Source organism: Campylobacter estrildidarum, assembly GCF_005406205.1.
Classification (GTDB): Bacteria; Campylobacterota; Campylobacteria; order Campylobacterales; family Campylobacteraceae; genus Campylobacter_D; species Campylobacter_D estrildidarum.
The window spans coordinates 72,682-98,930 of record NZ_NXLZ01000004.1; the positions used below are offsets into that span (position 1 = coordinate 72,682).

General features: G+C 28.3%; 28 protein-coding genes and 1 pseudogene. 12 read left to right on the top strand and 17 right to left on the bottom strand.

The features are described from left to right. Positions 1 to 85: 85 nt before the first annotated feature. The 3 genes from hsrA to plsY all read right to left on the bottom strand — a co-directional run bounded on the left by hsrA (position 86) and on the right by plsY (position 1,748). The gene (hsrA, locus tag CQA69_RS03340; protein WP_137620414.1) at positions 86 to 757 is read right to left on the bottom strand and encodes a homeostatic response regulator transcription factor HsrA; all 672 of its coding nucleotides are present in this window, start codon (positions 755 to 757) and stop codon (positions 86 to 88) included. 77 nt (positions 758 to 834) lie between these two features. Then, positions 835 to 1,152 (bottom strand): dihydroneopterin aldolase, encoded by a 318-nt coding sequence (locus tag CQA69_RS03345; protein ID WP_137620415.1) that lies wholly within the window; start codon positions 1,150 to 1,152, stop codon positions 835 to 837. After that, positions 1,137 to 1,748 carry a glycerol-3-phosphate 1-O-acyltransferase PlsY gene (plsY, locus tag CQA69_RS03350; protein ID WP_137620416.1) on the bottom strand — a complete coding sequence of 204 codons (612 nt, stop codon included), beginning with the start codon at positions 1,746 to 1,748 and terminating at the stop codon, positions 1,137 to 1,139. Before plsY ends, CQA69_RS03345 begins: the two co-directional genes overlap by 16 nt. 216 nt (positions 1,749 to 1,964) lie before the next feature. Between plsY and glmM the strand changes: the two genes are divergently transcribed. The 3 genes from glmM to hemJ are packed head-to-tail and all read left to right on the top strand — an operon-like array spanning position 1,965 to position 4,204. Beyond that, positions 1,965 to 3,302, top strand: coding sequence for a phosphoglucosamine mutase (gene glmM / locus CQA69_RS03355; protein ID WP_137620417.1), 1,338 nt, complete (start codon positions 1,965 to 1,967; stop codon positions 3,300 to 3,302). After that, the gene (gene lspA, locus CQA69_RS03360; RefSeq protein ID WP_137620418.1) at positions 3,295 to 3,759 is read left to right on the top strand and encodes a signal peptidase II; all 465 of its coding nucleotides are present in this window, start codon (positions 3,295 to 3,297) and stop codon (positions 3,757 to 3,759) included. The genes glmM and lspA overlap by 8 nt, the downstream gene beginning before the upstream one ends. Further along, positions 3,752 to 4,204 carry a protoporphyrinogen oxidase HemJ gene (gene hemJ, locus CQA69_RS03365; RefSeq protein WP_137620419.1) on the top strand — a complete coding sequence of 151 codons (453 nt, stop codon included), beginning with the start codon at positions 3,752 to 3,754 and terminating at the stop codon, positions 4,202 to 4,204. The genes lspA and hemJ overlap by 8 nt, the downstream gene beginning before the upstream one ends. On the opposite strand, the gene CQA69_RS03370 is transcribed toward hemJ, so the two are convergent. Beyond that, positions 4,201 to 5,541: a coproporphyrinogen III oxidase family protein gene (locus CQA69_RS03370; protein WP_137620420.1), complete on the bottom strand. Its 1,341-nt coding sequence runs from the start codon at positions 5,539 to 5,541 to the stop codon at positions 4,201 to 4,203. The two genes, hemJ and CQA69_RS03370, sit on opposite strands and share 4 nt — an antisense overlap. Before the next feature lie 103 nt (positions 5,542 to 5,644). Between CQA69_RS03370 and cmeU the strand changes: the two genes are divergently transcribed. Beyond that, positions 5,645 to 5,896 carry a CmeU family protein gene (cmeU, locus tag CQA69_RS03375; protein ID WP_137620421.1) on the top strand — a complete coding sequence of 84 codons (252 nt, stop codon included), beginning with the start codon at positions 5,645 to 5,647 and terminating at the stop codon, positions 5,894 to 5,896. 24 nt (positions 5,897 to 5,920) lie between these two features. Here cmeU and CQA69_RS03380 read toward each other — a convergent pair whose 3' ends face one another. The 5 genes from CQA69_RS03380 to ccoG form a co-directional block, all read right to left on the bottom strand. Next, on the bottom strand, positions 5,921 to 7,399 hold the full coding sequence (locus CQA69_RS03380; protein ID WP_137620422.1) for an efflux transporter outer membrane subunit: 1,479 nt from the start codon (positions 7,397 to 7,399) through the stop codon (positions 5,921 to 5,923). Next, positions 7,392 to 10,511 carry an efflux RND transporter permease subunit gene (locus CQA69_RS03385; RefSeq protein WP_137620423.1) on the bottom strand — a complete coding sequence of 1,040 codons (3,120 nt, stop codon included), beginning with the start codon at positions 10,509 to 10,511 and terminating at the stop codon, positions 7,392 to 7,394. The genes CQA69_RS03380 and CQA69_RS03385 overlap by 8 nt, the downstream gene beginning before the upstream one ends. Beyond that, the gene (locus tag CQA69_RS03390) at positions 10,511 to 11,617 is read right to left on the bottom strand and encodes an efflux RND transporter periplasmic adaptor subunit (RefSeq protein ID WP_137620424.1); all 1,107 of its coding nucleotides are present in this window, start codon (positions 11,615 to 11,617) and stop codon (positions 10,511 to 10,513) included. The genes CQA69_RS03385 and CQA69_RS03390 overlap by 1 nt, the downstream gene beginning before the upstream one ends. 144 nt (positions 11,618 to 11,761) lie before the next feature. After that, entirely contained in the window at positions 11,762 to 12,379 is a 618-nt protein-coding gene (locus CQA69_RS03395) for a TetR/AcrR family transcriptional regulator (protein ID WP_137620425.1), read from the bottom strand. Beyond that, positions 12,376 to 13,749 carry a cytochrome c oxidase accessory protein CcoG gene (gene ccoG / locus CQA69_RS03400; RefSeq protein WP_137620426.1) on the bottom strand — a complete coding sequence of 458 codons (1,374 nt, stop codon included), beginning with the start codon at positions 13,747 to 13,749 and terminating at the stop codon, positions 12,376 to 12,378. The genes CQA69_RS03395 and ccoG overlap by 4 nt, the downstream gene beginning before the upstream one ends. A gap of 189 nt (positions 13,750 to 13,938) precedes the next feature. Between ccoG and rpsU the strand changes: the two genes are divergently transcribed. From rpsU to CQA69_RS03440, 8 genes are all read left to right on the top strand, one after another. Beyond that, a complete protein-coding gene (gene rpsU / locus CQA69_RS03405) occupies positions 13,939 to 14,151 on the top strand; it encodes a 30S ribosomal protein S21 (RefSeq protein WP_002780697.1) in 213 nt (70 codons plus the stop codon). A 171-nt stretch (positions 14,152 to 14,322) separates the two neighbouring features. Next, positions 14,323 to 14,919, top strand: coding sequence for a UPF0323 family lipoprotein (locus tag CQA69_RS03410; protein ID WP_137620427.1), 597 nt, complete (start codon positions 14,323 to 14,325; stop codon positions 14,917 to 14,919). An 11-nt stretch (positions 14,920 to 14,930) separates the two neighbouring features. Further along, on the top strand, positions 14,931 to 16,100 hold the full coding sequence (locus tag CQA69_RS03415; protein ID WP_137620428.1) for a glutathionylspermidine synthase family protein: 1,170 nt from the start codon (positions 14,931 to 14,933) through the stop codon (positions 16,098 to 16,100). Positions 16,101 to 16,103: 3 nt separating this feature from the next. After that, complete coding sequence (locus tag CQA69_RS03420; RefSeq protein ID WP_137620429.1) at positions 16,104 to 17,042, top strand: D-2-hydroxyacid dehydrogenase; 939 nt, start codon at positions 16,104 to 16,106, stop codon at positions 17,040 to 17,042. Then, positions 17,032 to 17,523, top strand: a complete 492-nt coding sequence (locus CQA69_RS03425; RefSeq protein WP_137620430.1) for a YajQ family cyclic di-GMP-binding protein — start codon at positions 17,032 to 17,034, stop codon at positions 17,521 to 17,523. Before CQA69_RS03420 ends, CQA69_RS03425 begins: the two co-directional genes overlap by 11 nt. Positions 17,524 to 17,535: 12 nt before the next feature. After that, entirely contained in the window at positions 17,536 to 18,012 is a 477-nt protein-coding gene (locus tag CQA69_RS03430; protein WP_137620431.1) for a hypothetical protein, read from the top strand. 4 nt (positions 18,013 to 18,016) lie between these two features. Further along, the gene (locus CQA69_RS03435; RefSeq protein WP_137620432.1) at positions 18,017 to 18,838 is read left to right on the top strand and encodes a hypothetical protein; all 822 of its coding nucleotides are present in this window, start codon (positions 18,017 to 18,019) and stop codon (positions 18,836 to 18,838) included. Further along, a complete protein-coding gene (locus CQA69_RS03440) occupies positions 18,838 to 20,550 on the top strand; it encodes an ATP-binding protein (RefSeq protein WP_137620433.1) in 1,713 nt (570 codons plus the stop codon). Before CQA69_RS03435 ends, CQA69_RS03440 begins: the two co-directional genes overlap by 1 nt. Here CQA69_RS03440 and CQA69_RS03445 read toward each other — a convergent pair. The 8 genes and pseudogenes from CQA69_RS03445 to CQA69_RS03480 form a co-directional block, all read right to left on the bottom strand. Beyond that, on the bottom strand, positions 20,510 to 21,067 hold the full coding sequence (locus CQA69_RS03445; protein WP_137620434.1) for a ferric reductase-like transmembrane domain-containing protein: 558 nt from the start codon (positions 21,065 to 21,067) through the stop codon (positions 20,510 to 20,512). The genes CQA69_RS03440 and CQA69_RS03445 overlap by 41 nt on opposite strands. Then, positions 21,067 to 21,960 carry a protein-methionine-sulfoxide reductase catalytic subunit MsrP gene (gene msrP / locus CQA69_RS03450; protein ID WP_137620435.1) on the bottom strand — a complete coding sequence of 298 codons (894 nt, stop codon included), beginning with the start codon at positions 21,958 to 21,960 and terminating at the stop codon, positions 21,067 to 21,069. Before msrP ends, CQA69_RS03445 begins: the two co-directional genes overlap by 1 nt. 62 nt (positions 21,961 to 22,022) lie before the next feature. Continuing rightward, positions 22,023 to 22,799: a hypothetical protein gene (locus CQA69_RS03455; protein ID WP_137620436.1), complete on the bottom strand. Its 777-nt coding sequence runs from the start codon at positions 22,797 to 22,799 to the stop codon at positions 22,023 to 22,025. Beyond that, positions 22,796 to 23,639 (bottom strand): annotated as a pseudogene (gene pyrF, locus CQA69_RS03460) (orotidine-5'-phosphate decarboxylase). Before pyrF ends, CQA69_RS03455 begins: the two are co-directional and overlap by 4 nt. After that, the gene (gene nusB, locus CQA69_RS03465; RefSeq protein ID WP_137620438.1) at positions 23,636 to 24,034 is read right to left on the bottom strand and encodes a transcription antitermination factor NusB; all 399 of its coding nucleotides are present in this window, start codon (positions 24,032 to 24,034) and stop codon (positions 23,636 to 23,638) included. The pseudogene pyrF and the gene nusB overlap by 4 nt, the downstream one beginning before the upstream one ends. Beyond that, positions 24,034 to 24,498, bottom strand: a complete 465-nt coding sequence (gene ribH, locus CQA69_RS03470) for a 6,7-dimethyl-8-ribityllumazine synthase (protein ID WP_137620439.1) — start codon at positions 24,496 to 24,498, stop codon at positions 24,034 to 24,036. Before ribH ends, nusB begins: the two co-directional genes overlap by 1 nt. Next, complete coding sequence (gene kdsA, locus CQA69_RS03475) at positions 24,495 to 25,313, bottom strand: 3-deoxy-8-phosphooctulonate synthase (RefSeq protein ID WP_137620440.1); 819 nt, start codon at positions 25,311 to 25,313, stop codon at positions 24,495 to 24,497. The genes ribH and kdsA overlap by 4 nt, the downstream gene beginning before the upstream one ends. Next, positions 25,310 to 26,239 carry a DMT family transporter gene (locus tag CQA69_RS03480; protein WP_137620441.1) on the bottom strand — a complete coding sequence of 310 codons (930 nt, stop codon included), beginning with the start codon at positions 26,237 to 26,239 and terminating at the stop codon, positions 25,310 to 25,312. The genes kdsA and CQA69_RS03480 overlap by 4 nt, the downstream gene beginning before the upstream one ends. Positions 26,240 to 26,249 lie beyond the last annotated feature (10 nt).

Sequence of the window (26,249 nt, forward strand, 5' to 3'; positions counted from 1 at the left end):
TACAATAATCAAACTTAAATACAATATAAAAAATTAAATATAGAAAGATAAAAATAATTTTTGCACCAAAAAAGGTGCAAAAAAATTAAGATTTTTTAGGAAAGCAAAAGCGATATCCTCTACGACGTACCGTTTCTATTGTAGAGATATTTAAAGGTTTGTCCATTTTTTGACGTATTTGATTAATTGCTACTTCAATAACATTTGGAGTTACAAGTTCAGGTTCTTCCCAAATAGCATCTAAAAGTTGTTCTTTTGAGACAATTTGATCAGAATGTCTTGCTAAATGAGTTAAAACCTCAAAAGGTTTCCCTTTTAACTCTATATCTTGATCTTTATAGGTAATTTTTTCTTCATCAGGATCAATGATTAAATCTTCAATTTTAATAACATTTGTTCCACCAAGCCTTAATCTTGTTTCAATTCTCGCCAATAAAATATCAAAATCTAAAGGTTTTTTGATAAAATCATCTGCACCTGCTTTTAATGCTTTGATTTCTGTATCTTTATCTGCTTTTGAAGATATAATTACTATTGAAGTTCTAGGAGATTTTTGTTTGACAATATTGATAAGTTCTACGCCATCACCATCTGATAAATTCCAGCTTGCTAATACTAAATCATAGTGTCTTATACCAATAAAATATTCTCCATCTTTAAAATTTTCTGATGAATCTGTTTGGTAACCAAATTCATTAAGATTATCTATAATGGATTTATTAAGACTAATTTCATCCTCTATGACTAAAATTCTCATTGTTTTATCCTTCTTAATAAGAAAATTTTAAAAATTATAACATAGTTTAAGTAAATGTTTAGATATCTTTAAAAAAATTAATATCTTTTTTTTAATTTTACCCCAACCCTACCGTTTTTTATTATTTTTGGCTTAAAAGTTGCAATTTTTAAGTAATTGATTTGAGGGAATTTAGAATGAAGTTTTTCGCATACAAAATCTAAAGATTCTTCCAAGGTAAAAAATTTTTCTTTTTTGTATATTTTTTTAATTTTCCTTGAAACTTTTGCATAGTCTAAAAAATCATTCGCTTTAGCCTTAAGTTTAACACAAATTTTTTGTTTTTTCTTGCGCTCAAAATTTAAAATTCCAATAATACATTTAAAATGCATTTTTACATTTATATGACTTTGCATTCTTCTTTAAAAATTAACCGTTTGATATTTGGGATATGCTTATAAAAAATAATAAAAGCTATAATGAATACAGGCGCATGTGTGTTTATAATTTCCATATTGTAATTAAAAATAAAAGAACTTATAATAAAAGTTAATAAGGCTAATAGTGATGCTAAAGAAGAAATTTTAAAAACTTTACCTACAACAAACCAGATAATAAAAGCTGTAATCACTTCCAAAGGTAAAAGTACTATCATAGCTCCTGCACCTGTTGCTATGCCTTTTCCTCCTTCAAAAAATAAATAAATAGAATAACAATGTCCTAATACAGCCAATACAGCAACACTCCAAAGTAAATTAAGATCATAATTTAAAAATTTTAATACAAGTAAAGGTAGTGCAGCTTTTGCAAAATCTAAAATTACTGTTACAATGGCAAGTTTTTTGGCCAATATAGGGTTGTATTGCTTTACAACCCTTAAAACATTGGTTGCACCTATATTTTTAGATCCTTGATTTTGAATATTAACGTTTGCAAATATTTTTGCTAAAATTAAACCAAAAGGAACCGATCCTAAACAATAAGCTATGGCATAAATAATTAAATTTTCCATAATTTTTTATAAACCTTACTTTAATAAATACTTTTAAATTGATATTATTATAGAAAAAAAATCCAAATATAAAATTAAAATATATTTTTTTGTTTAGATTAATAGCAGAATAAAAAATAGAAGTCAACTTATTTTTTAAGACTTTGTTTAAATTTCTTTATCTTAGCTTTGTTATAATTTCTTAGAGACATTTCTTTAAATGAAAGGCTTTTAGTGATGAAACTTTTTGGAACCGATGGCGTAAGAGGAAAAGCTGGAGAATTTTTAGATAGCTTTTTGGCAATGCGTTTAGCTATGGCTGCGGGAATTTATTTTAAGGATAAAAGTATTACAAATAATATTTTAGTAGGTAAGGATACTAGACGAAGTGGCTATATGATAGAAAATGCTATTGTTTCGGGTTTAACTTCTATAGGTTATAATGTAATCCAAATTGGACCTATGCCAACTCCCGCAATTGCTTTTTTAACAGAAGATATGCGTTGTGATGCTGGTATAATGATTTCGGCATCTCATAATCCTTATTATGATAATGGTATTAAATTTTTTGATGCACATGGAAATAAGCTTAATGAGGATATAGAAAAAAAAATTGAAGAAATTTATTTTGATGATAAGCTTATACAAGATTCTAAAATAAATATGGACAAAATAGGGCAAGCTAAAAGAATTGATGATGTTATAGGGCGTTATATTGTTTCAATCAAAAATTCCTTTCCAAAAGATTTGACTTTAAAATCATTACGTGTTGTTTTAGATGTGGCGCATGGGGCAGCTTATAAAGTAGCACCAACTGTTTTTAGAGAGCTTGGAGCAGAAGTGATAGTTATTAATGATAAGCCAAATGGACTTAATATTAATGAAAATTGTGGAGCTTTACATCCTTCAAATTTGGCAACTGAAGTAGTGAAATTCCGTGCAGATGTCGGTTTTGCTTTCGATGGAGATGCTGATCGCTTAGTTGTTGTTGATGAAAAAGGCGAAGTGGCACATGGTGATAGTTTATTAGGTGTGTTGGCACTTTATTTGAAAGAGCAGGGTAAATTAAATTCAAGTGTTGTAGCGACAATCATGAGTAATGGAGCTTTAAGAGAATTTTTAAATAAACACAAAATTTCACTTGAAACTTGCAGTGTTGGAGATAAATATGTTCTTGAGAAATTAAGATCAATTGGTGGTAATTTCGGTGGAGAACAAAGCGGACATATTATTTTTAGTGATTATGCTAAAACTGGAGATGGACTTATAGCTGCTTTACAATTTAGTGCTTTGATGCTTTCAAAGAAGAAAACTGCAAGTATGATTTTAGGTCAAATCAAACCTTATCCTCAACTTCTAACAAATTTAAAAATTTCAGAAAAAAAAGATTTAGAAGAAATTAAAGGCTTAAAGGAATTAAAAAAAGATTTAGAAAGTAAAAATATCAATTATTTGTTTCGTTATTCTGGAACTGAAAATTTGATTAGACTTTTACTTGAATCTAAAGACAGCAAATTTTTAGAAAAAGAAATGAAAAATGTTGCAAATTTTTTCAAGAAAGCTTTAAATGGTTAAAAGAATAAAAGTTATATCAGTTTTTATTTTTTGCTTTATTTCTGTATTGATTTTAGATCAATGGGTTAAAATTTTAACTTTAAAAGGTTTTAGATGGCAAAGTGAATATATTGATTTTACTTTTGCTTTAAATACAGGTGTTGCTTTTTCAATGTTTAGTTTTTTAGATGAATATTTAAAATACTTTCATCTAACATTTATATTAATACTTTCAATTTATCTTTTATGGCAAAAAAAATTTTTAAAAGATCATATTATAGCTTTTGGTATGATGTTAGGAGCAGGGTGTTCTAATTTGCTAGATCGCTTTATGCACGGAGGAGTTGTAGATATGTTTTTTTGGCATAAATGGTTTAATTTTGCTATTTTTAATGTGGCTGATGTTATGATAAATATTAGTGTCGCATTGATTTTAGTCCAAGAGATTTTTATAAAAAAAGGAGTAAAAAATGACTGAATGGATTAATGAGTATTATTTTTGGATCAAATGGATCCATTATTTAGCTTTTGTTTCTTGGATGGCTGGGCTTTTTTATTTACCAAGACTTTTTGTATATCATACTGAACATAAAGAAAATAAAGGTTTTGTTGAAGTTGTAAAAATTCAGGAAAGAAAACTTTATTTTGCCATACAAAATCCTGCAATGATTGCAACTTTAATCACAGGTAGTTTAATGTTACACGCCCATAAAGAGATTTTAATGACTGGGACAGCTTATATGCATATAAAACTTACCTGTGTAACACTTTTAATTCTTTTTCATATACATAATTATTTTTGCTTAAGATCTTTATCTAAGGATATTTACACAAAAAATGGAACATATTTTAGAATTTATAACGAATTTCCGACAATTATGTTTATTATAATTGCTTTAATGATGGTTGTTCGACCATTTTAATTTACTTTGAACTCCATACTAGCGGGATCAAGCGGATTGACATCTTCTTTCATAATATCAATAAAATCTTTATTTTTTATACGTTTATTATCTCTAAATACTGCACGTACAAGATCCATTCCTGTATAAAAATCTTTCATTAAAACAACAAAAAGATATTGTCCAAATTCGCTCGTAAATAAAAATTTTCCCTCTTTTTTAATAGCTCCACTTGCTTTAAGACCTAAAAGTTCGATAAAAAGATCTTTTTCAAGGTCGCATTTTATTGTTTTATTAAACCGATCGATATCAATTTTTCCTGCAAAAATTTCAGTTAAAAAGACATATTTTATAATTTCTTTTTTATCAAAACTTGCTTTAGCAATGTTAGCGTTTTGTTTTTCTTTTATAAGTCTTGCATAGTCATTTAAGTCAAAGGCATTGATTAAAAGTTCTCCATCTAAAAAACTAAAAGCACCACTTCCAACGCCTAAATATTCGTGATGAGAACTAACATATTCATCATTAAATGTATTTTTTTCTAAGGAAAAGCTCCAACCATTATTTTGTTGATAATCTTTAAAAAAACCACGTATGATTTGATAGAATTCAAATTCATTATCTTTTATACTTACTCCCAAACTTTTAGCTATGTTGTCTTTGGTAAGTCCAGATTTCATTAAAGGATAGGTTGTAATTTGCTGAGGAGCTAAATTTTTTGCTATTGTTAAATCATTTAAAAGCTGCTCTATAGTTTGTCCTGGAAGATTAAATATCAAATCTATACTAAAAATAGGCAAAATATTTACAGCTTTAGAAATTTTTTCTTGAAGTATTTGAGAAGATCCAAATTTATTATACCTTGCTACTTTTTTTAAAATATCATCATTAAAACTTTGAACTCCGCAACTTAATCGATCTATTACACCTTTAAACATTGAAAGTTTTTCGGGATTTATGTGATTTGGATCTGTTTCGCAAGAAATTTCTTTTATGTCAAAAAGTTTTTTACAAAGTTCTAAAGTTTTTAAAAGCTCTTCTTCATGAATAAGAGTTGTCCCACCACCTACATACATAGAAGTAAAATTAAAACCCTGTTCTTTTATTAAAAGAATCTCTTTTCTTAAATTTTCAAAATATGCTTTAGCTAAATTTTCATCATAATAATACTTATGAAAACTACAATAAGGACAAAATGTATGGCAAAAAGGTATATGAGCGTAAAGCATATAGCTTTTGTCATTTTTTGGAGTTTTTTCTCTCGGTTTTTTTAAGAGTTCAACATTGAAACCTTTTTGCAAAGATTTTTCCATCATTGTATGAGAGTATTTTAAAGCCAAATTTTGAAATAAATTCATCTAATAACCTAGTATATAAATTAAATAAAGAACTTTATCAAATTTTTACTAAATTAATGGTAAATTTTTTTATTTATATAAAAATAAATCTTAGGGGAATAAGATGGAAAAATCAGAAATAGTTGGAAATTTGAATGCTTTATTTCAAAAAAGATCAGAATTTTATTCTTTTTTTGACAAAAATATTAAAAAAATACATAATACTGAAGTATTTGATTTTAAAAATGCAAAAGATTTAAATGCTGAGGAAGTTTATAAACTATTTTATCATTATGATTATGCTATAAGAAAGATATTACCAGCCGTTTATAAGGCTTATGAAATTACAAATTCAGATTTAGAAAAGGATTTCTAGTTTAAATTTTTTATTTAAACTAGATTATTCCTTGAAGGATTTATCTAAGTTTTTGGAATCTTCTTCTATTTGCTCATCTGAGATCATATTTTGATCAAAACCTCCGCCAAAGGCTTTTATAACATTGACTATAGAATTCGCATAAGCGTATTTTGTATTATTAAAACTTACTTGAGCATTGAGCCAATTTTTACGTGCTTCTAAATAATCTTGCAAGGACATTTCGCCTATATTATAGCGTTCTTGTGCAATTTCATAAATTTTTTTATAAGCCTGTTCGCTTGATTGCGCATTATCATATTGCAAACGTGTAGTTTTTCTAGCAATTAAAGCATAACGAATTTCTCCAAATGCTGTTTTTAAAGTATTTTCATAGTTTATAAACGCTTCATCTTTGCTTAGCTTGGCTAAATTTACACTATCGTTTATTTCTCCCCAATGAAAAATTGGCATTAAAAAATTACCACCTATATTCCAAGTTTTAGAACCATTTTTAACTAAAGTATCCAAATCAGCACTTTCAAAACCTAAAAGTCCAGTTAAAGAAAGACTAGGTAAAAAAGCTGAACGCGCAACCCCAATAAGATAATTTTGCTGAGTAAGTTTTTCTAAAGAAGAGCTGATGTCTGGACGTTGTAATAAAATTGCACTTGATATCCCTGTTGGAATTTCAAATTCTTTAAATTTGAAAGCTTGATATTCTTGTTCTTTGTAAAGTATATCATTTAAATCATTTGAGGTTAAAATTTTTAAAGCTTTTAAATAATTTTCTTTATCGAGTTGCGCTTGGTTGTATTGTAAAGCAATACTTTCTAAATTCGCTTTAGCTTGCGCTAACTCATATTCTCCAGTTGCCCCTACTTGAAATTTTTCATTATTGATATCATAAATTTCTTTTGCCGCTTCATAGGCTTGTTTGAATGCGTTTTCGTTTTCATAGGCATTAACAAGATTAAAATAAGTTTGAATGGTATTAGATATCACAGAAAGTCTCGCAGCCTCATAATCATATTTACTAGCTTTAAATGATGAGCTTGAAGCAAAATAAGCATCACGATATTTTCCCCAAAGATCTATTTCATAACTTAAATTTAAACCAGCTTTAAAATCATTTCCATACGCAAATTGATTGCTTTTATTGGATGGAGAATTAATAGGAGTTTTAGCTCTTGAAGCGCTTGCACTAGCATCTAATTTTGGAAGCAAATTACTAAAATCAATACCAAGCTGAGCCGCAGCTTCTTCCATATGCACATAAGCAATCTTTAAATCATCATTGTTTTTTAAAGCAAGATTGATGATTTTGTTTAAATTTTCATCATCAAAATTTTTCCACCATTCTTTAGAAAGCGTAGAATTATTTTCTTTTTCCCAAGATAAAGCACCAAATTTGTTATCTAGAGTATAGCTTGCTTCTGGAATATCTAAATTTGGACTTAAAGAGCAAGATGAAATCAATAATCCAAGATTTATGATAACACTCGTTGAAATAATTTTATTCATGTCTTTTACCTCTTTTTTTATCAATCCAAATACTTAAATTTTCTAAAAGGTAGAAAAATAATGGAACAAAAAAGATTGCTAAAGTTGAAGCAGCAATCATTCCTCCTATAAGGCCTGTTCCTAGTGCATGACGCGAAGCACTTCCGGCCCCATGAGCAAAAATCATTGGCAAAACACCAAAGGTAAATGCCAAGGAGGTCATAATAATAGGCCTAAATCTTAATTTCGCAGCACTTATAGCTGCATCAAAAACATTTTTTCCTTTTTTTAGATGCTCTTCCATAGCAAATTCAATCATTAAAATTGCATTTTTTGCGGATAGACCAATGAGCAATAAGAGTCCAGTTTGGAAATATATATCATTGTCAAATCCTCTAATAGCAACCAAAAGAAAGGAGCCAAATATTGCGAAAGGAACTGCTGTCACAACAGCAAGTGGAATAAGCCATCTTTCATATTGCGCCGCTAGAATTAAAAATACAAAAATCATTCCTAAAGTAAAGGCATACCCTGCCGTTCCTTTTGAAGTAACCTCTTGATAAGATGAACCCGACCAAGCAATAGAATACTCATCTCCTAAAGTTTCTTTAGCCACTTCAGAGATTGTATCAATAGCTTGTCCTGAAGTATAACCTGGCGCAGGATCTCCTTGTATAAGAGCAGATGGAAAAAGATTAAATCTTTTAACATCATCAGGACCAGCACTTCTAACTAAAGTTAAAAAAGAATTAAGAGGTATCATTTTTCCATCACTTGATCTTACAAAGATATTTCTTAATGCATCTTGAGTGTTTCTAAAGTCTCCTAAAGCACGAATATTTACTTGGAAATTTTTTCCTAACATAGGAAAATCATTAACATAATAAGTCCCTATTGTTGCACTAATGGTATTAAAAACATCTTGCATATTGAGATTAAAATATTTCATTTTGTCTCGATCAATAATAAGTTTATATTGTGGAAAACTTGTATCAAGAGTAGTTCTTACATTAGAAAGTTCTTTTCTTGTTCTTGCTACTTCTAATAATTTATTAACATCTTGTTGGATTTCATCATAACTTTTACCACTCTTATTTTGAGCATACATTTCAAAACCACCAGTTAAACTAAGTCCAGGAATCGGAGGAGGATTTAAAAAATAAATTTGTGCATCTCTATCCATAGCATATTGTTTAAATAAACCACCGATAATTTGATTTGAGCTTAAATCTCTTTCATTCCAATCTTTAAGCTTTAAAAACATTGCCGCTGCGTTTTCTTTTAAAGAGCTTGTAAAAAGATCATATCCTACAAGCGAAATACCTGATTCAATTTCTTTAATTTGAGCTATATTTTTATTTATACTATCAATCTTTTCAATCGTTTTGTGTATAGAATCTCCGGAAGGCAAATTAATAACACTCATAATAATACCTTGATCTTCCGATGGAACAAGAGAACTAGGAACGATTCTATAAAGATAAAAAATCGAACCTAACATAATGCAAAAAATCAATACAAATCGTATAGTTCTTTTTAATATATAAGCTACACCTGTGGTAAATATCGAAGTACTCCAGTCAAAAAAGTCATTAAATTTTTGAACAAAATAAAAAGGTTTGGATTCATTTCTTGTTAAAAAAAGTGCAGACAAAGAAGGAGTCAAGGTGAGTGCGACAAATCCTGAAATAGCTACAGAAATAGCCAAAGTTAAGGCAAATTGTTTTTGAATTTCTCCTACAAATCCCGAAATAAAAGAAACGGGTATAAATACGGCACAAAGAACAAGAACAATAGAAACAACCGGAGAGCTTACTTCATTCATAGCTTGAATTGCTGCATCTTTAACTGAAATATCAGGATTTGTGTGCATAATCCTATCAATATTTTCAACGACTATAATTGCATCATCAACAACTATACCAATAGCTAACACAAGTGCAAAAAGCGTTAAAAGGTTGATACTAAAACCAAGCAAATAAAGTATCGCAAAAGTTCCTAATAAAGAAACAGGAACTGCAATCATTGGTATAATAGTTGATTTGAAATTTTTTAAGAAAAGATACATAACAATAAGAACTAAAATTAATGCTTCAAAAAAAGTTTTAACGACTTCTTTAATAGAAGCTTTTACAAAGATTGTTGTATCAAAAGGAACATCATATTTTAATCCTTCAGGAAATTTCTTTGAAAGTTCTTCTAGTCTTTGACTTATAAGTTTTGCTGTATTAACTGCATTAGCACCTGATTGTAAGTTGACAATAATAGGAACAGCTGTTTTTGTACCTAAACGCCCAGTTGAACGATACTCTTGAGATCCTATTTCTACATTAGCTACATCTTTAATTCTTAAAAAGGATCCATCTTTATTGACTCTTAAAATGATATTTTCAAATTCCTTAGGACTTTGCAATCTTCCTTGCATTGTTATGGAAAGAACTTGTGGAGATTTATTGGTTAATGGTTCTTCACCGATTTTTCCTGTTGCATATTGTGTATTTTGCTCATTAACTGCACTAATAACATCACTTGCAGTGACATTAAATTTATTAAGTAAATCAGGCTTGAGCCAAATTCTCATAGAATAGTTTTTGCCACCTATTGCTGAAGCATCTCCAACACCTGGAATTCTTTTTAATTCATCTAAAATATTTAAAGTGGTATAGTTAAATATATCTATATCACTCATTGAATTATTTTCAGAATAAATCGAAATGACTTCAAGTATAGAAGAAGAAGATTTTCTTACAGTGACTCCAAGTTTTTTTACAGCTTCTGGAAGTTTTGCAGTAGCAGCTGAAATTCTATTATTTACATTTACTGTTGCTTGATCAGGATCGGTTCCTATATCAAAATAAACTGTAAGTTTCATTTGACCTGAAGAACTAGTAGAATCCATATAGATCATATTATCAACGCCATTAATCGCATCTTCGATCGGAGTAGCAACAGTTGATGCAATAGTTTGTGCGTCTGCTCCTGTATATGTAGCACTTACTTGAACAGTGGGAGGGGTTAAAGAAGGATATTGTTCTATAGGCAAATTAACTAAACCAATAATCCCAGAAATTGAAATAATAATTGCAACAACGGAAGCAAATATTGGTCTTTCTATAAAAAACTTAGAAAACATTATTTACTCCCAATTTCTTGAACACTAGATCCAGCGTGAATCTTTTTAAAATTGTCTAAAATAATTTTATCGTTTTCTTTAATTCCAGAGTCGACTATAGCATATTCATTGGTTTGATAGTTAATATGTATTGAGGTTTGTGTAGCTTTACCACCAACTACTGTATAAACATAAGCTCCACTTTGATCTTGTTTTATAGCACTTTGTGGAATTTTAAAACCATTCTTTTGGATAAAACCTTCAGAAGTGATTGTAGCAAAGGTTCCTGGTAAAAGTAGGGAATTGTTATTATCAAAAATTGCTTTTGCTTTAACTGTACCACTATCTGAATCGACTACAGAATCTATAAAATAGAGTTTTCCTTTAAATTTTTGCCCATTAAGATTTAAAGTCGCATGAATGTTATCTAAATCCCATTTGCCATCTTGAGTATTACGAATGATATCAAGTTTATCAGTATCTGAAATGTAGAATTCTGCATAAATTTGATTTAAATTTGTAACTCTTACAAGATCAGTTGAAGAAGCACTTACATAATCGCCTATGTTGATTAAAGCATCACCTACAACTCCATCAAAAGGAGCTTTAATTTCTGTGTGCTCTAGATCAATTTTCATATTTTCAAAATCGGCTCTAGCACTTGTTAGATTAGCCTTTGCATTGTTGAAATTTGCCAAAGCATTATCATATTCTTTTTTTGAAATTGCACCTTTTTTAAAAAGAATTTTTGATCGATCATAATCTTTGCTAATATTTTCAAAATTTGCTTTAGCCATTAAGGTTTTTCCATAGGCAGAATCCATATTAGCTTTAAATTTATCTTGCTCTATAATAAAAAGCGTTTGCCCTTCTTTAACCAAATCTCCAGCTTGAAAAAGTTTATCTTTTATAACTCCACTAACTTGCGGTTTAATGATAACATCATAATCACTCACAAGTTTTGCTGGATAAGTAAAAGCAAGAGGTAAATTTTCAGCTTTAGCATTCATAACACTAACAGGTTGAGGTGGCATTTGCATTATTTTTGGAGTTTCTTTTTTATCACAAGCAGAAAATAAAAACATCACACTTATAATCAAAAAAATATTTTTTTTATATACATTCATAACTTTAACCTTAAAAATTATTTTATTGTATAGTTTGTTTTGTAAATTAATTCTTGTAATCGAAGTTACAAAAATTTAAACAATAATAAATATATGTTATTATATCATAAATCTTAGTTAACCAAATTTTTTAGTTTTTAAATTTTATTTTTGTAAGCCATTTAAGAAAATATCTACAATAAATTCTACATGCTCTTTTTGTTCTTTTTCATCCATCAAAGGAAAATTAGCTAAAACATTCAAACTATAATAAGGTTCTTTTAGCATAGTACAGAAAATAATTGCAAGTTTTGACGCATTTTGTTCTAAAAAATTATTTTTTTGTTTTTTAAAAAGATCAATTAAGATATTATAGGCAAAATACTGCTGATTATTTGATAACCATTTTTTAAGAAAATTCTTTTTTTCATAAACTAGCGAAAATACCATTTTGCCTATATCGACCATTTTATTTTTATTATAAATACTTACAAAAGCAAGCCCAAAAGAAATTAATTTTTCCCTTAAGCTTTTATTTTCTAAAATTTGAAATTGTGAAGTGATTAGTTTAGAATGTTCTTTGCAAATGTCATCTAAAATTTCAAAAAACAAACCTTCTTTGCCATGGAAATTTTCATAAATATTAGTATAAGAACCACCTGAAATTTTTATTATATCACTTAAATTGGTTTCTTGAAACCCATTACTTAAAAAGAGCTCGCAAGCAACTTTTTTTATCTTATTTTTTCGAGTCAGTGACTTTTTTGAAATCGTTTTACTCATTTTTGATTGTATTCCTTTAAAACTGTGCTTTTAGGATAAACAAAGATTGTTTTTCTAAAAATTGTAATTTTGTTATCATCCTTAGTATAAGCTTTAATATGAAGTGGAAAAATAATATCTTTTTGATCGTCATTCACGAGTTTTTTAATGGCTCGAATCACAACGATTTTTTTAGCTTGCTCTCCAGCTTTTAAAACAAAAGGTTTGCTAGGACGAACAATTTCTACACTATTATCCATACCTTCTATTTTTGCTTCAAAATAATATTCGTGTGTCTTAGAGTCTGTGTTTTGAAATAAAAAAGTATAAGCATTTGAAATTTCTACTTTATCATTTATATGTGAAATTTGATAGAGTTCGCTACTACGATTAATGTTTAAAAGCATATATTCTTTTTTGCTGCCCATAATAATCAAGGCTGTAAATACGATCAAGAGTACTATAAAATACGCAATAGTTCTAAAACGAAAATATTTGATTTTGTCACGTGTTTCTATAGCTTTTACGCTTGTCCAATTGATTAAACTTGGACGATTGAATTTATTTTGGATCTTAGAGCAAGCATCTGCACATTCTAAACAGTTAATACATTCAAGTTGCATTCCCGCTCTTATGTCGATATGTGTTGGACATACACTGACACAAGCTTCACAGCCTATACATTCGCCTTGAGGCGGTTTTTTATGAAGTTTAAATTTTCCATCAAAAATAACCCCACCACGTTTTTCATCATAAATTACTTGCATAGTGTCGCGATCAAACATAACTGATTGTACTCTAGCATAAGGACAAATATAAACGCAGAATTTTTCTGCTAAATAAGTCACATCTAAGGTAAAAAGCAAACTTGCGAAAAATAAGATCCCTATTAAAAGAAAATGTTCATTAGGATTTTTTATATATTCAAAATAATCTTCTGGAGGAACAAAATACCAAAGTAAATTACTTATAGTGATGATAGAAATAAAATAAAATAAAATAATAGCAATTGTTTTTTTAAAGTATTGCCCTGAGTATTCTTTTTGTTTATTGTTAATATTTTTACGAATCTTTAAGATTTTAGTTTGTATTAAATCCCTATAAATAACCCTAAAAATAGTTTGTGGACAGGTCCAAGCACACCAAATTCTACCGCCTAAAGTAGTGATAAAAAATATAGATAAAAAAAGGAGCATAAGTATGAAAGGCATAAGATAAAATTCTTGTGTAGAAAAAGAAATAAAAAATAAATTCAATTTAGAGTGATCAAAACTCAAAAGAAAAAAATGATTCCCATTGATTTTTATGAACGGTAAAATAAATGCAATAATACTAACGATAGAATAAACGAGATAGCGCTTTTTTGTATAATTGGTGATAAAATTTTGCATTTAATCCCCCTCCCCCGTTTTTTATAATTTAATGCAATTATAATCCATAAAAACTAAGAATAATCTTTAAATGTTTTCTAAGTTATTTTTTAATAAGAAATTTTTAATAATAAATATTTTATAATCTAAAGTTTAAACAGTATTTAGGCTGTTAAGACAATTTTTAATTTTTGAAAGGTGGTGAGGATAGTGCCAGGGATTAAGGTGCATCCTAATGAGTCTTTTGATGAGGCATATCGCAAATTTAAAAAACAAGTCGATAGAAATCTTGTTGTTACTGAAGTTAGAGCAAGAAGATTTTTTGAGCCTATGACTGAAATTCGTAAAAAGCAAAAAATTTCAGCACGAAAAAAAATGCTTAAAAGACTTTATATGCTTAGACGATATGAATCAAGACTTTAAAATCAAAAGCCTTTTAAGGCTTTTGATTAATATTTCTAAATTATATACGCCTTACGCTTCAAATAAAAATCAAAATATTTAATCTTTTAACCAAATTTAATGTAAAGAATGGATTTATTATTTTTTGTTAGAATTAATATTTATTGATTATTTATTAGGAGTGCTGTATTTATGAAGAGAGTTAAAAAGATTGTTCAAATTGGTATGCTTAGTGGTTTAGCAGCTGTAGCTGGTGGGGCTTTGGTTGCTTGTAGCGACAATAATTCAGATACTTTAAATCAGGCCGCAAATGCTAAAGGTGCTTTTGTTATTATAGAAGAGGTTGCTCCTGGGCAATACAAAATAAAAGATCAATATCCAAGTGATGAAACTAGGGTGGTATTAAAAGACTTAAATGGCACAGAAAGGATTTTAAGTAAAGAAGAAATGGACGCACTTATAAAAGAAGAAGCGGCTAAAATCGATAATGGAACTTCTAACTTAACTCAAAATAACGGGCAAATTAGTAGTGGTGGTTTAAGCTTAGGTGAAACTTTGCTCGCAAGTGCTGCTGGTGCTATTTTAGGGAGTTGGATAGGATCTAAGCTTTTTGGAAATCAAAATTTTGCCAATCAACAACGAAGCGCTTTTACAAATCAAAGTGCATATCAAAGAAGTGTTAATAGTTTTAATAAAGCAAGTACAAGTAAAACTTCAAGTTCTTCTAGATCAGGTTTTTTTAAAAGTGGATCGTCTAAAACAAGTTCTGGATTTAGTTTTGGATCTTAAAGGAATAAAGTATGAGATTATTAAAAGTTAATAGGCTTCAAAAAGACTATTTGGAAAAAATAGGCTTTTCTTGGCACACCGATGAAGATGGAAGCGATTATATTAGTGATACATTGGTTTGTGTTAAAGAAAGCGAAGCAAATGCTTATTATGAAGCAGCTAACGAACTCTATGATATGTTTGTAGCAGCTGCACAAAATGTAATTGATAATAATCGTTTTGATGAACTAGGTATTCCTTTTAATCTTATAGACGCTATTAAAATGAGCTGGGAAAATGATGTTCATTGGCATTTGTATGGGAGATTTGATTTTTCTGGGGGGCTTGATGGAAAACCAATAAAGCTTTTAGAATTTAACGCTGATACTCCGACATCGCTTTTTGAAAGCGCAATTTTACAATGGGCAATTTTAAAGCAAAATAATATGGATGAGAGTCATCAATTTAATAATATCTATGAAGCTTTGATGGAAAATTTTAAAAGATTGGTCACTCTCAATGATGATATTAGCTTATTTGAAAATTATTATCAGGGATGGAAAATTCTATTTTCAAGTATAGCAGGAAGTAAAGAAGAAGAAATCACGACAAAATTGTTAGCTCATATTGCTAATGAAGCTGGGTTTGAAACTAATTTTTCTTATGTAGATGAGGTAGAATTTAGCGAAGAGGGTATTTTTAAAGACGGAAACAATTATGAGTATTGGTTTAAATTGATTCCTTGGGAAGATATAGCTGTAGAAGAAGGAGATCTTGCTATGCTTTTAACGCAAATTATGCGTAATCAAAAAGCGATTATTTTAAATCCTGCTTATACTTTATTATTTCAATCAAAAGGTATTATGAAAATTTTATGGGAGCTTTATCCAAATCACCCTTTGCTTTTAGAAACAAAAGATCAGCCTTTGACCGGGAAAAATTTTGTTAAAAAGCCAGTTTTTGGTAGAGAAGGTGCAAATATAAGTGTCATTAAAAACGAAGAAATTTTAAAAGAAAATGAAGGGCCTTATGAGAATAATAAATTCATTTATCAAGAATATACAGAATTGAATTCGTATGAAAATGAATATTATCAAGCTGGAGTGTTTTTTGCTTATGAAGGATGTGGTTTAGGGTTTAGAAAAGGTGGGTTAATACTCGATAATTCTTCAAAATTTGTTGGACACGTTATCAAGGAGTGAAAAATGAAATTAGTATGTTTAGACGCAGCAACTTTAGGAAAATATGATTTTAGTGTTTTTGAAAAATTCGGCGAAATAAAACTTTATGATACAACACAAAATAAAGATCAAATTATTGATCGTTTAAAAGATGCTGATGTTGCAATGACTAATAAGGTGATTATTGATAAAGAGGTTATTAAGGCATGTTCTAAACTTAAACTCATACTAGAAACAGCGACAGGATTAAATAATATCGATGTTGATTATGCTAAAGAAAAAAATATCATAGTGAAAAACGTTGCAGGATACTCAACGATGAGTGTGGTACAGCATACTTTTGCTTTGATTTTTGCTTTTTTAAATCATATTCCTTATTATGATCAATGGGTTAAAGATGGAAAATGGTGTAAAAGTCCTATTTTTACAGATTTTAGTCGAATTTTAACCAGTATCGAAGGTAAAAAACACGGTATTATAGGACTTGGATCTATAGGAAAAGAAGTAGCTAAAATTTCTAAGGCTTTTGGAGCTAAAATTTATTATCACTCTACAAGTGGGGCAAATAAAAATTCTGAATTTGATCATTTGGAATTAGATGAACTTTTAAAAACTTGCGATATTGTAAGTATTCATGCACCATTAAATGATAAAACTATGAATTTATTACACTTAGAAAAATTAGAATTATTGAAAAATGATGCAGTTTTAATCAATGTTGGCAGGGGTGGTATTATCAATGAATTAGATTTAGCCAAGATTATGGATGAAAAAAATATCAAAGTCGGACTTGATGTGTTAGAAAAAGAGCCTATGTTAGAAAATCATCCGCTTTTAAAAATTAAAAATAAAGATAATCTCATTATTACTCCTCACGTTGCTTGGGCTTCTCAACAAGCTATCGATACTTTAATGAGCAGGGTTTATGAAAATCTTGAAGAATGGATAAAAAATGGCAAGTGAACATAGTTTTGATATTTCTGCAGCAATTGATAAACAAGAACTTAAAAATGCTTTTGAGCAAGCGAAAAAAGAATTAGACTCAAGGTATGATTTAAAGGGCATTAAAACTGAAATTCAATTTAATGAAAAAGATAATATCTTCAAGCTCAGCTCTTCTAGTGAATCAAAGCTTGATGTTTTAAAAGATATCGTCATTTCTAAACTCATTAAAAGAGGTATTAATTCTAGTGCTATTAAAGAACTTTCTCGTGAAAACGGAGCTATGTTTCACTTAAATTTAAAAGCGAACGATAGTATAGATAGTGAAAATGCTAAAAAAATTAATAAAGCTATAAAAGAGAGTAAGTTAAAGGTCAATTCTTCAATTAGAGGAGATGAAATTCGTGTCGTAGCTAAACAAATTGATGATTTACAAGCTGTGATGAAAATTGTTCGTGAACTTGATTTGGAATTAAATATTAGCTTTAAAAATCTAAAATAAGGATTGTAAAATTTGAAAAAAATATTTGTTTTCTTTTTGGTATTATTTTTTTTCAACGCTTGTACTGTAAAAAATCAGAATTATCATAGTCAAAGTGTTTCTATAATCATCAATTCTCCTTTTCTTAAAATGAGAGATTTTGGTTTTTTGAAAAGGCAAAATCAAATTTTGATTTTAGAAGTCTATAGAATGGGTCAAGCTTTTTTTAATTTAAAAATTAAAGACAAAATTTGCTTAAATATTGCGTGTTATGATAAACAGATTTTCAATAAAAAATTTTTTAAAAATGAATATTATGATGATATTTTAAGTGATATTTTAAATGCAAAACCTTTATGGCAAGGTAAAAATTTACAAAAAACAACTTGTGGATTTAAACAGAATTTAAAAACGGAAAATTTTGAAATTTTTTATGAAGTTTGTCAAAATAAAGTAAGTTTTTTAGATAAGATTTCACATATAAAAATTGTTTTAGCTTATCAAGGATAAAATTTTGAAATTTTTTTTATTTTTATTTTTTACGATCAGTTTGCTTTTCTCCAAAAACTATAAAGGAGAAGTTTATTTTTATGATTTGCAAGATAAGCAAATTTTTGCTGTCATTTATAAAGACCCTCCTTTTATATCTGTATTTGATAAAGATATTAATCAAACAAGTCCAAGTTTTATAGTTTTAAGTGATCATAACAAAATTAAAGAAATTTCTATTTTTAAAAATTCAAAAATTTGGAAAGATCATAATGATATTTACACAATAAACAACTCAAAAGAATTGATGTTGGGTAAAAAGAAATTTAAAGCTCAGGTTTTAGGTTCTGCAACTTTATGTTTGATTGAGAATCAAAATAATATTAAAATTAAAAGTAGCTTAGATTTTTTAAATAATAACCAATTTAAAAGTTTTCATAACCTTAGTCAACATTATTTTGATTTTGAGCAAATTTTTCAAAAACCTGTATTTTATAAAGATGGAAAGCTAAGCATTCAAGAACAATATTATTTTTATGAAGATGAAATGGAACGTCCGATTTTAGAACTTAATAATTTTGTTTATGATACAAAAAGGGATATTTTTGTAAATTTAGATGATTTATACGATGTAAAAAATAGAAAATTTTTGGATCTTTTGCATCAAAAACTTAAAAATTTTTGTAATGAATGTTTTGAAGATGTTGAACAAATTGGTTTTAACAATAATTTTTTATTGACTCCTTATGGATTTAAAATTTGCTATTTGCCTTTCGAGAATCATTTTTTAGATGAAAATATTTGTATAGATTTTTTTAAAAATGAAATAGGGGAATTTAAAAAGTAATGTTTAAATTAAAAGAATTTTTAAATTTAGAAATTATAGAAAAAACTCAAATTTACAAAGAGCTTAAGTGCTCTAAAAATGAAGCTTTAATTTTAAGAGAGCTTTGTAAAAATTATGTTATTTCTGTTAATTCGGTTAATACTTTTACTTTATTATCTAATATTTTCGGTGTAAAGAAGTATGCATATTTAGATGTTTTAAATGATTTAAAGAAATTGATAGAGAGGGGTTTTGTAAATCAAAATTCTAGTTTTTTTAAGAGCATAGAAGGTAATAAAAATCAAGGCTTAACATTAAATTTATTACAATGTGATTTGAGTTTAAGTGAATATTTTTTAGAATTTTTAGAATCTAAACCTAATTTAGATTTTAGCAAAAAAGAAGCTTATAATGATTATTTAGAGTATCTTAAAGATGAATTTACACGTATTGAGCTTTATGAGAGACTAAGTTTTATTAGAAAAAGTGCTTATAATAGCGAACTAAAAGAGCAGATTAAACTTTGCGAAAATTATATTAAGGAACGTTTGAGAAAAAGTAAATTTTACAATGTTCTATCAGATATTTTTAAAGAATTTGATCTTGACCATAAAGAGCAAATTATTTTTTTAACTCTTTTAAGAGAGGAGTATCTTTTAAGTAATGAAAATTCTACTTTTAGAGAAATGAATTTTTTATTATCTCTTATCAGTGAAGATGAGCTTGATAAACATAAGAATAAAAGATTATTACAAGAAAATTCTCCGCTCTTAAATTTAATAGAGTATGATGAATATTTAAATTCTTTTGGAGATATTTCGAAAAGTTTTTTTATTACAGATGAAATTTTACAAAGAGTGATTAATTTTGAACCAAAACAAGGCAAAAAGGTAAAAATAGAAAATGTATTAAAAGAACAAGATATTTTTGAGCTTATAGAACCAAGAGTTAATATTAACGATATTATTATGCCACAAAATACAAAAGAGCTTTTGGAAAGTATTTTAAAGCAACAGGATAAAAAAGTGCTTGAAAGACTAAATTTGTGGGGTATAAAGAGTAGTAAAAATATAGAAGCAAAAATTATTTTTTATGGGCCTGCTGGTACAGGAAAAACTATGTCAGCCTTAGCTATGGCAAAGTCAATGAAAAAATCGGTTCTTAGCTTTGATTGCTCTAAAATCCTTAGCAAATGGGTGGGAGAGAGTGAGCAAAATGTTAGAAAAATTTTTGATACTTATAAAAATATAGTACAAACTTGTAAACAAAGTCCTATTTTATTGCTCAATGAAGCAGATCAATTTTTAAGTACAAGAGTTGAAGGTAGCGCAGGAAGTGATAAGATGCACAATCAAATGCAGAATATCTTTTTAGAGCAGATTGAGCGTTTTAGTGGAGTAATTATTGCAACTACAAATTTTTTAGAAAGCTTAGATACAGCATTTTCAAGAAGATTTGATTATAAAATTGAATTTAAAAAGCCAGATTTTAAGGACAGGTTAAAAATGTGGGAAAAATTTTTACCTAAAAAAGCCGAATTTGATAAAAAATTTGATATTAATGTTTTAGCTAATTATGAATTAAGCGGAGCTCAAATTTTGATGGTTATAAAGAATACAGCATTAAAGGTTGCAATTTCTAAAGAAGGAATTTTTCATATGCAAGATTTTCTAGAAAGCATACAAAAAGAACTTAATTCCAGTTTTGATAAAAGTAAAATCGTAGGTTTTTAATATAGCGTAAAATAAAATAAATGATTGCAATTATTAAAGCAGTCCATTCCCAAAACATAGGAATTTTAGGACTTAAAAAATAATGATAACTTGCAATGATTAAGCATAAGTATCCTAATTTTCTTATCTTGCATAATTTTTTAAAGAATTTAAAAGAGCTTAAAAACATCAAACAAAGAACAACGAAAGCTATAAATCCAGTTGTTTCCAAAATATGATATAAAATATCATTTAAAAGTCTTGGAATTTGAGCATTTCTGTCAAAAATAAAATAGTTTAAAAAATGAATAATACTCCAAAAAATTGCGAAAAATCCTAAAATTTTAGGATAATCTTTTGTTTGTTTGAATTTAAACAAGGAAAAAAACAAGCTTAAATTAAGAAATATTAAAGCAAAAATTCCTGTATAAAAATAAATTTCTTTTACAAAATCAAAGGCTTTTATAATCCTATGAAAAGAATAAATCAAACTTGCTAGGAAAAATATGAAAGCAAGGAGATTGAAATATTTACGCATTAAAAATTAATCCTTAAGTCCATACCTTCATAGAGTTTAGCAACTTCTTTTTCATAGCCATTGAACATTAAAGTAGGCTTTGTGAAAAAATCTCCCAAAGCTCTTTCGTTGGCTTGAGACCATCTTGGGTGAGATACATTTGGATTGACATTAGCATAAAAACCATATTCGCTTGGAGCATAATTTTGCCAAGTTGTACGAGGTTGATCTTTTACAAATTCAATTTTTACAATTGATTTGATACTTTTAAAGCCATATTTCCAAGGAACAACTAAACGTATAGGAGCTCCATTTTGCGGCTTTAAAGGTTTTTTATACATTCCTACAGCAAGTAAGGTTAGTGGATGCATCGCTTCATCTATTCTAAGTCCTTCAACATAAGGATAATCTATAGTTGGAAAGAGTGCAGCTTGATCAGGAAATTGATTTTTGTCTAAAAGTGTGGTAAATTTAACAAATTTTGCTTTATTTGTAGGTTTTACCATTTCTATTAGATGACGTAGTTCAAAACCTACCCAAGGAACAACCATAGACCAAGTTTCAACACAACGAAATCGATAGATTCTTTCTTCTAAAGGAAATTTTAATATATCTTCCATATTTAGAGTTATGGGCTTTTCAATTTCTCCACTTATCTCAACTTTCCAATTTTGAGTATTAAAATTTTGAGCCAAAGATACAGCTTTTCGTTTATCGGTGGAAAATTCATAAAAATTGACATAATTTGTTGCTAGTTCTTCGTCACTTATTTTTAAATTGTCAAGATTTTTATCTTTGATAAAATTTAAAGCAGAAAGTTTAGAACCAATTAAAGTTGAACTGACGAATGCTCCAATGCCTAATTTTAAAAATTTTCTTCTTTTTTGATATAAATATTCAGGTGTAATATTCATAATTTTTCCTTATTAAAAATTTTTACTATTAAAGCATGATAAGACTAATATAGGATTAACTTTTAAATTATTTTTTCAAGTTCTAAATTATAAAGTATTTCTCTACAAAGCTCCTTATAATTATTGATTAATTTTATTTTAGAGATTTCTTGTATCAGAGTTTTAAATTCTAATTCTTTAAGTTGTAAAAGATCTTGTTTTAAGTTTTTATCTTTTGGGTATAATACAGAATATTCTTTTAAAATAATTTCATAAATATTAAAAGTTCCATCGATTAAGTAGTTAATAGCTTTATCAAGATGCCGATTATAATCTTTTAAATTAAGAGGATTAAGTATTATAATACATAAATGAACCATAGCCAAGTGGAAATGGTTAAGACATCTTTCAGGAAGTGTTAAAATATCACTTTCTTGAAAATGTTTTAAATTTTGAAAATTTTCAATTAAAAAATGATATCCAAAACTTTCATCAATACTTGAAATGAGAATTTGAATTTTTTGTTTCCCGTTTAGTTTTTGTCTAAAAGCAACAAAATAAACTAATGCTTTGTAAAGCATTTCAAAAAACTCAATGTGTTTGTTTTCTCTTAAACAAGAAACATGCAGATTTTTAGGCATTATGGAATATTTTTGCATATAGTTTTGAACCTTTAAGGCAATTTTGTTTCTTACTCCAAATAGATAATTTAAGTCTTTTTGTTTTAAAATTTGATGATAAAAAAATACAAAATCTTTTACAAGTATTCTATTGTTTTTTTCAAGTGAAATTGTAAAATCAACGCTTATAAATTGATTATAAAGATTAAAATAATCACATTCTAATTGCTGATAACTCAATATTTAATCCCACACTTTATATAAAATTCTTTTAAAGCCTTTTCTTTATCGGGTTGCGTTTTAATCCATTCTTCAAAATTTTTACAAATATCCCATTCTTCTTTTTGATTATCTTCATAAGTTTGTTCCAAGTCTTTTTCGTCAATTTTGTTTTTATCCATTGATATTCTCCAAAATTTTTTCACAAATCATTCTAGGATTTTTATCTTTGTAAATAGGACGCCCTACAACTATAAAATCACTTTTATTTTTTTTAGCCATTATTAAATCAGCAACACGTTTTTGATCATCATTGCATTCTCCGAAAGGACGAATTCCTGGTGTTAGAGTTAAAAAATCTTGACGAGTATTTTCTTTGATATTTTTACTTTCAAAAACAGAACAAACCATACCATCAAGTCCGCTATGATTAGACATTTTAGCAAAATTAATCACAGCTTCGTTGATTTTTTGCTTATAAATATTAAAAAAATTTTCTTCATCAAAACTAGTAAGCGCAGAAACTGCTAATACCAAAGGACGCTTAGAGAATTTATTTAGCCTATTCATTACTTCTTGCATAGCTATATTTCCAGCACTTGCGTGGATATTTATCATATCAACCCCAAGTTTAGCAATTTCTTCACAAGCATCTGCCATTGTATTTGGAATATCGTGAATTTTTAGATCTAAAAAAATCTTAAATTCGCTTATTGTTTTAAGATCTTCTATAAATCTAAAACCATCTCTTAAGTATGCTCTTAAACCTACTTTTAGCCAGAGATCTAAATTTTTTAAATCTTTGGCTATATTAAGACATTCTTCTTTTGTAGCTAAATCCAATGCAACGCAAAGTTTCATTTTTTGACCTTAATTAGAGTATCTAAAACTCCATTGATAAATTTAGGGGAGTTGTCATTTGCTAATTCTTTTGCCAATTCTATAGCTTCATTAATCACTATAGCACTAGGTGTATCGGTAAAAAGCAACTCATAAGCTCCAAGTCTTAATATAGCTCTTTCTATACAACCCAATTTAGTAATTTCATTTTCTTTTAAACAGGAGTTTAAATATTCATCTATATTTGAGATATTTTGAAAAATTCCTTCATATAAATTCAATGTAAATTTTTTTTGTTCATTGCGAATTTTTTTTTCATTTAGATAATCATCAATAAAATTATCATTTTTTTCATTCATCTCTAAAGCATAGAGTAAAGAAATAACACTTTGCCTTACTTGATGACGTGTCGCCATTAAATTTCCCTGCTTAAATTAAGCATTTCAATCACGGTTGTCATAGCTTCAAAACCTTTATTTCCAGCTTTGCTTCCTGCTCTTTCTATGGCTTGTTCTATTGTATCAGTGGTGAGTACGCCAAAACTTACAGGAATATTATGGTTTAAACTTACATTAGCAATACCTTTTGTAGTTTCTGCAGCAACATAATCAAAATGTGGAGTTGATCCCCTAATCACAGCACCTATACAACAAATGGCGTCGAATTTTTGACTTTCTAAAGCTTTTTTTAAGATAAAAGGGAGCTCAAAAGCACCAGGAACAAGGATAAGACTTAAATTTTCTTCTTTTCCACCATGTCTTAAGAAGGCATCTTTTGCTCCTTCTACAAGACGATCGGTAATTATATGATTAAATCTTGCATTAATGATCGCGATTTTTTCATTAGAATTTAGACTAAGTTTTCCTTCAATAATCTTCATTTAACATCCTTTTTTATAGTATTTTGTATCTGTAAAAGTGTTTCAACGCAATTTTTAAGACGTGAAATTTCGAGCATATTAGGTCCATCACACAAAGCTTCGCAAGGATTTATGTGCGTTTCAAAGAAGAATCCATCTACGCCAACGGCTGCCGCTGCTCTAGCTAAAGGTTCTACAAATTCACTTTTTCCACCGCTTTTTCCACCACTAGCTCCTGGCATTTGCACACTATGGGTTGCGTCAAACACCACTGGAGCAAATTCACGCATAATCACTAAGGATCTCATATCAACAACTAAATTTCCATAACCAAAACTAGAGCCTCTTTCGGCAATAAATACACCATTTTGTTTGGCTACTTCATAGCCTTCTTCATTTATACCTCTAGTTTGAAGAATTTTTTTCACGCTATATTTCATATCACTTGGATTTAAAAATTGCCCTTTTTTTATGTTGACTTTCGCCTTAGTTTTAGCGGCTGCAACAAGTAAGTCAGTTTGGCGACATAAAAATGCTGGAATTTGAAGTACATCGACCACTTCACCTACAATAGGTGCTTGATAACTCTCGTGAATATCGGTTAATATTTTCATATTAAATTCATTTTTTATATCTTGTAAAATTTTAAGTCCTTCTTCGATTCCAGGGCCACGAAAAGAATCAATACTCGTTCGATTAGCTTTGTCAAAGCTTGATTTGAAATAAAATTCTATATTTTCATTTTCGTTAAAATTTTTAAGTTGTTCAGCAACTTTAAATACTAAATCTTTACTTTCTATAACACAAGGACCAGCGATTAATACCATCTTTTTCATTTTTTTCCTTTTACTACTAAAATTAATCCTCCGCAAATTATCCCTATTATACCTAAAAAAACCATAGTGCTTGGTAAATTATCGCCCAAAATTAATCCAACAATTAAACTAAAAATCACATCAAAATAACTCACACCCGCGACAATACCAGCTTGTTTGGCTATACCATAGGCTTTTGTAATATGAATTTGATAAATAGTGCCTAAAATTCCCATAATAAGAATGATTATCCAAGCTTTAAAGCTAGGCATTATAAAAGGAGCCAAAATAAAATCTAAATGTAAAGAATGTAATTTTTCAGGTTCTAAAAATTCAGCACCAATCATTGAAATTAAAGGCATAAGAGTTCCAAGAAAAATAAAAGAAAATGCAATTTGTTCTGTAGTATAAAATTGCCTTAATTTTCTAACGCTAGTGAGTGCCAATGCTGCTAAAAATCCACTTGTAATACCTATAATAGAATTTTTAAGATCAAAACCAGAGTGGTAAGCTTGATCAGCCCAAGGTTGAGTGATTAAAAGCATCCCTAAAAAAGCAATAAATATTCCAAGCCAACCTTTTTTTCCTATATTTTCTTTAAAAAAAACAAAAGCAATTAAAGTGATAAAAATTGGAGATGTTTTTTGAAAGGCAAAAGCACCTCCTAAGGTTATATTGGAAACATTATAAAAAAACATATAAAGAGATAGTGTTCCTACGATTCCGCGAAACGCTAAGAGCCAAAAATGCCCACCATCTTTATGAACTTTTGAGTGTTTTAATAACCAGAGTATAAACACAACTCCTATGATATTTCTAAAAAACATAATTTCAATTGAGCTTATTTCTTGACTTAGAATTTTAGCACAAGCCCCCATAAGAGTAAAATCTAGACAAGCTAAAAGCATAAAATAAATTCCTAAGTTATGCTTGATAATTTTTAGCATTTTTATTCCT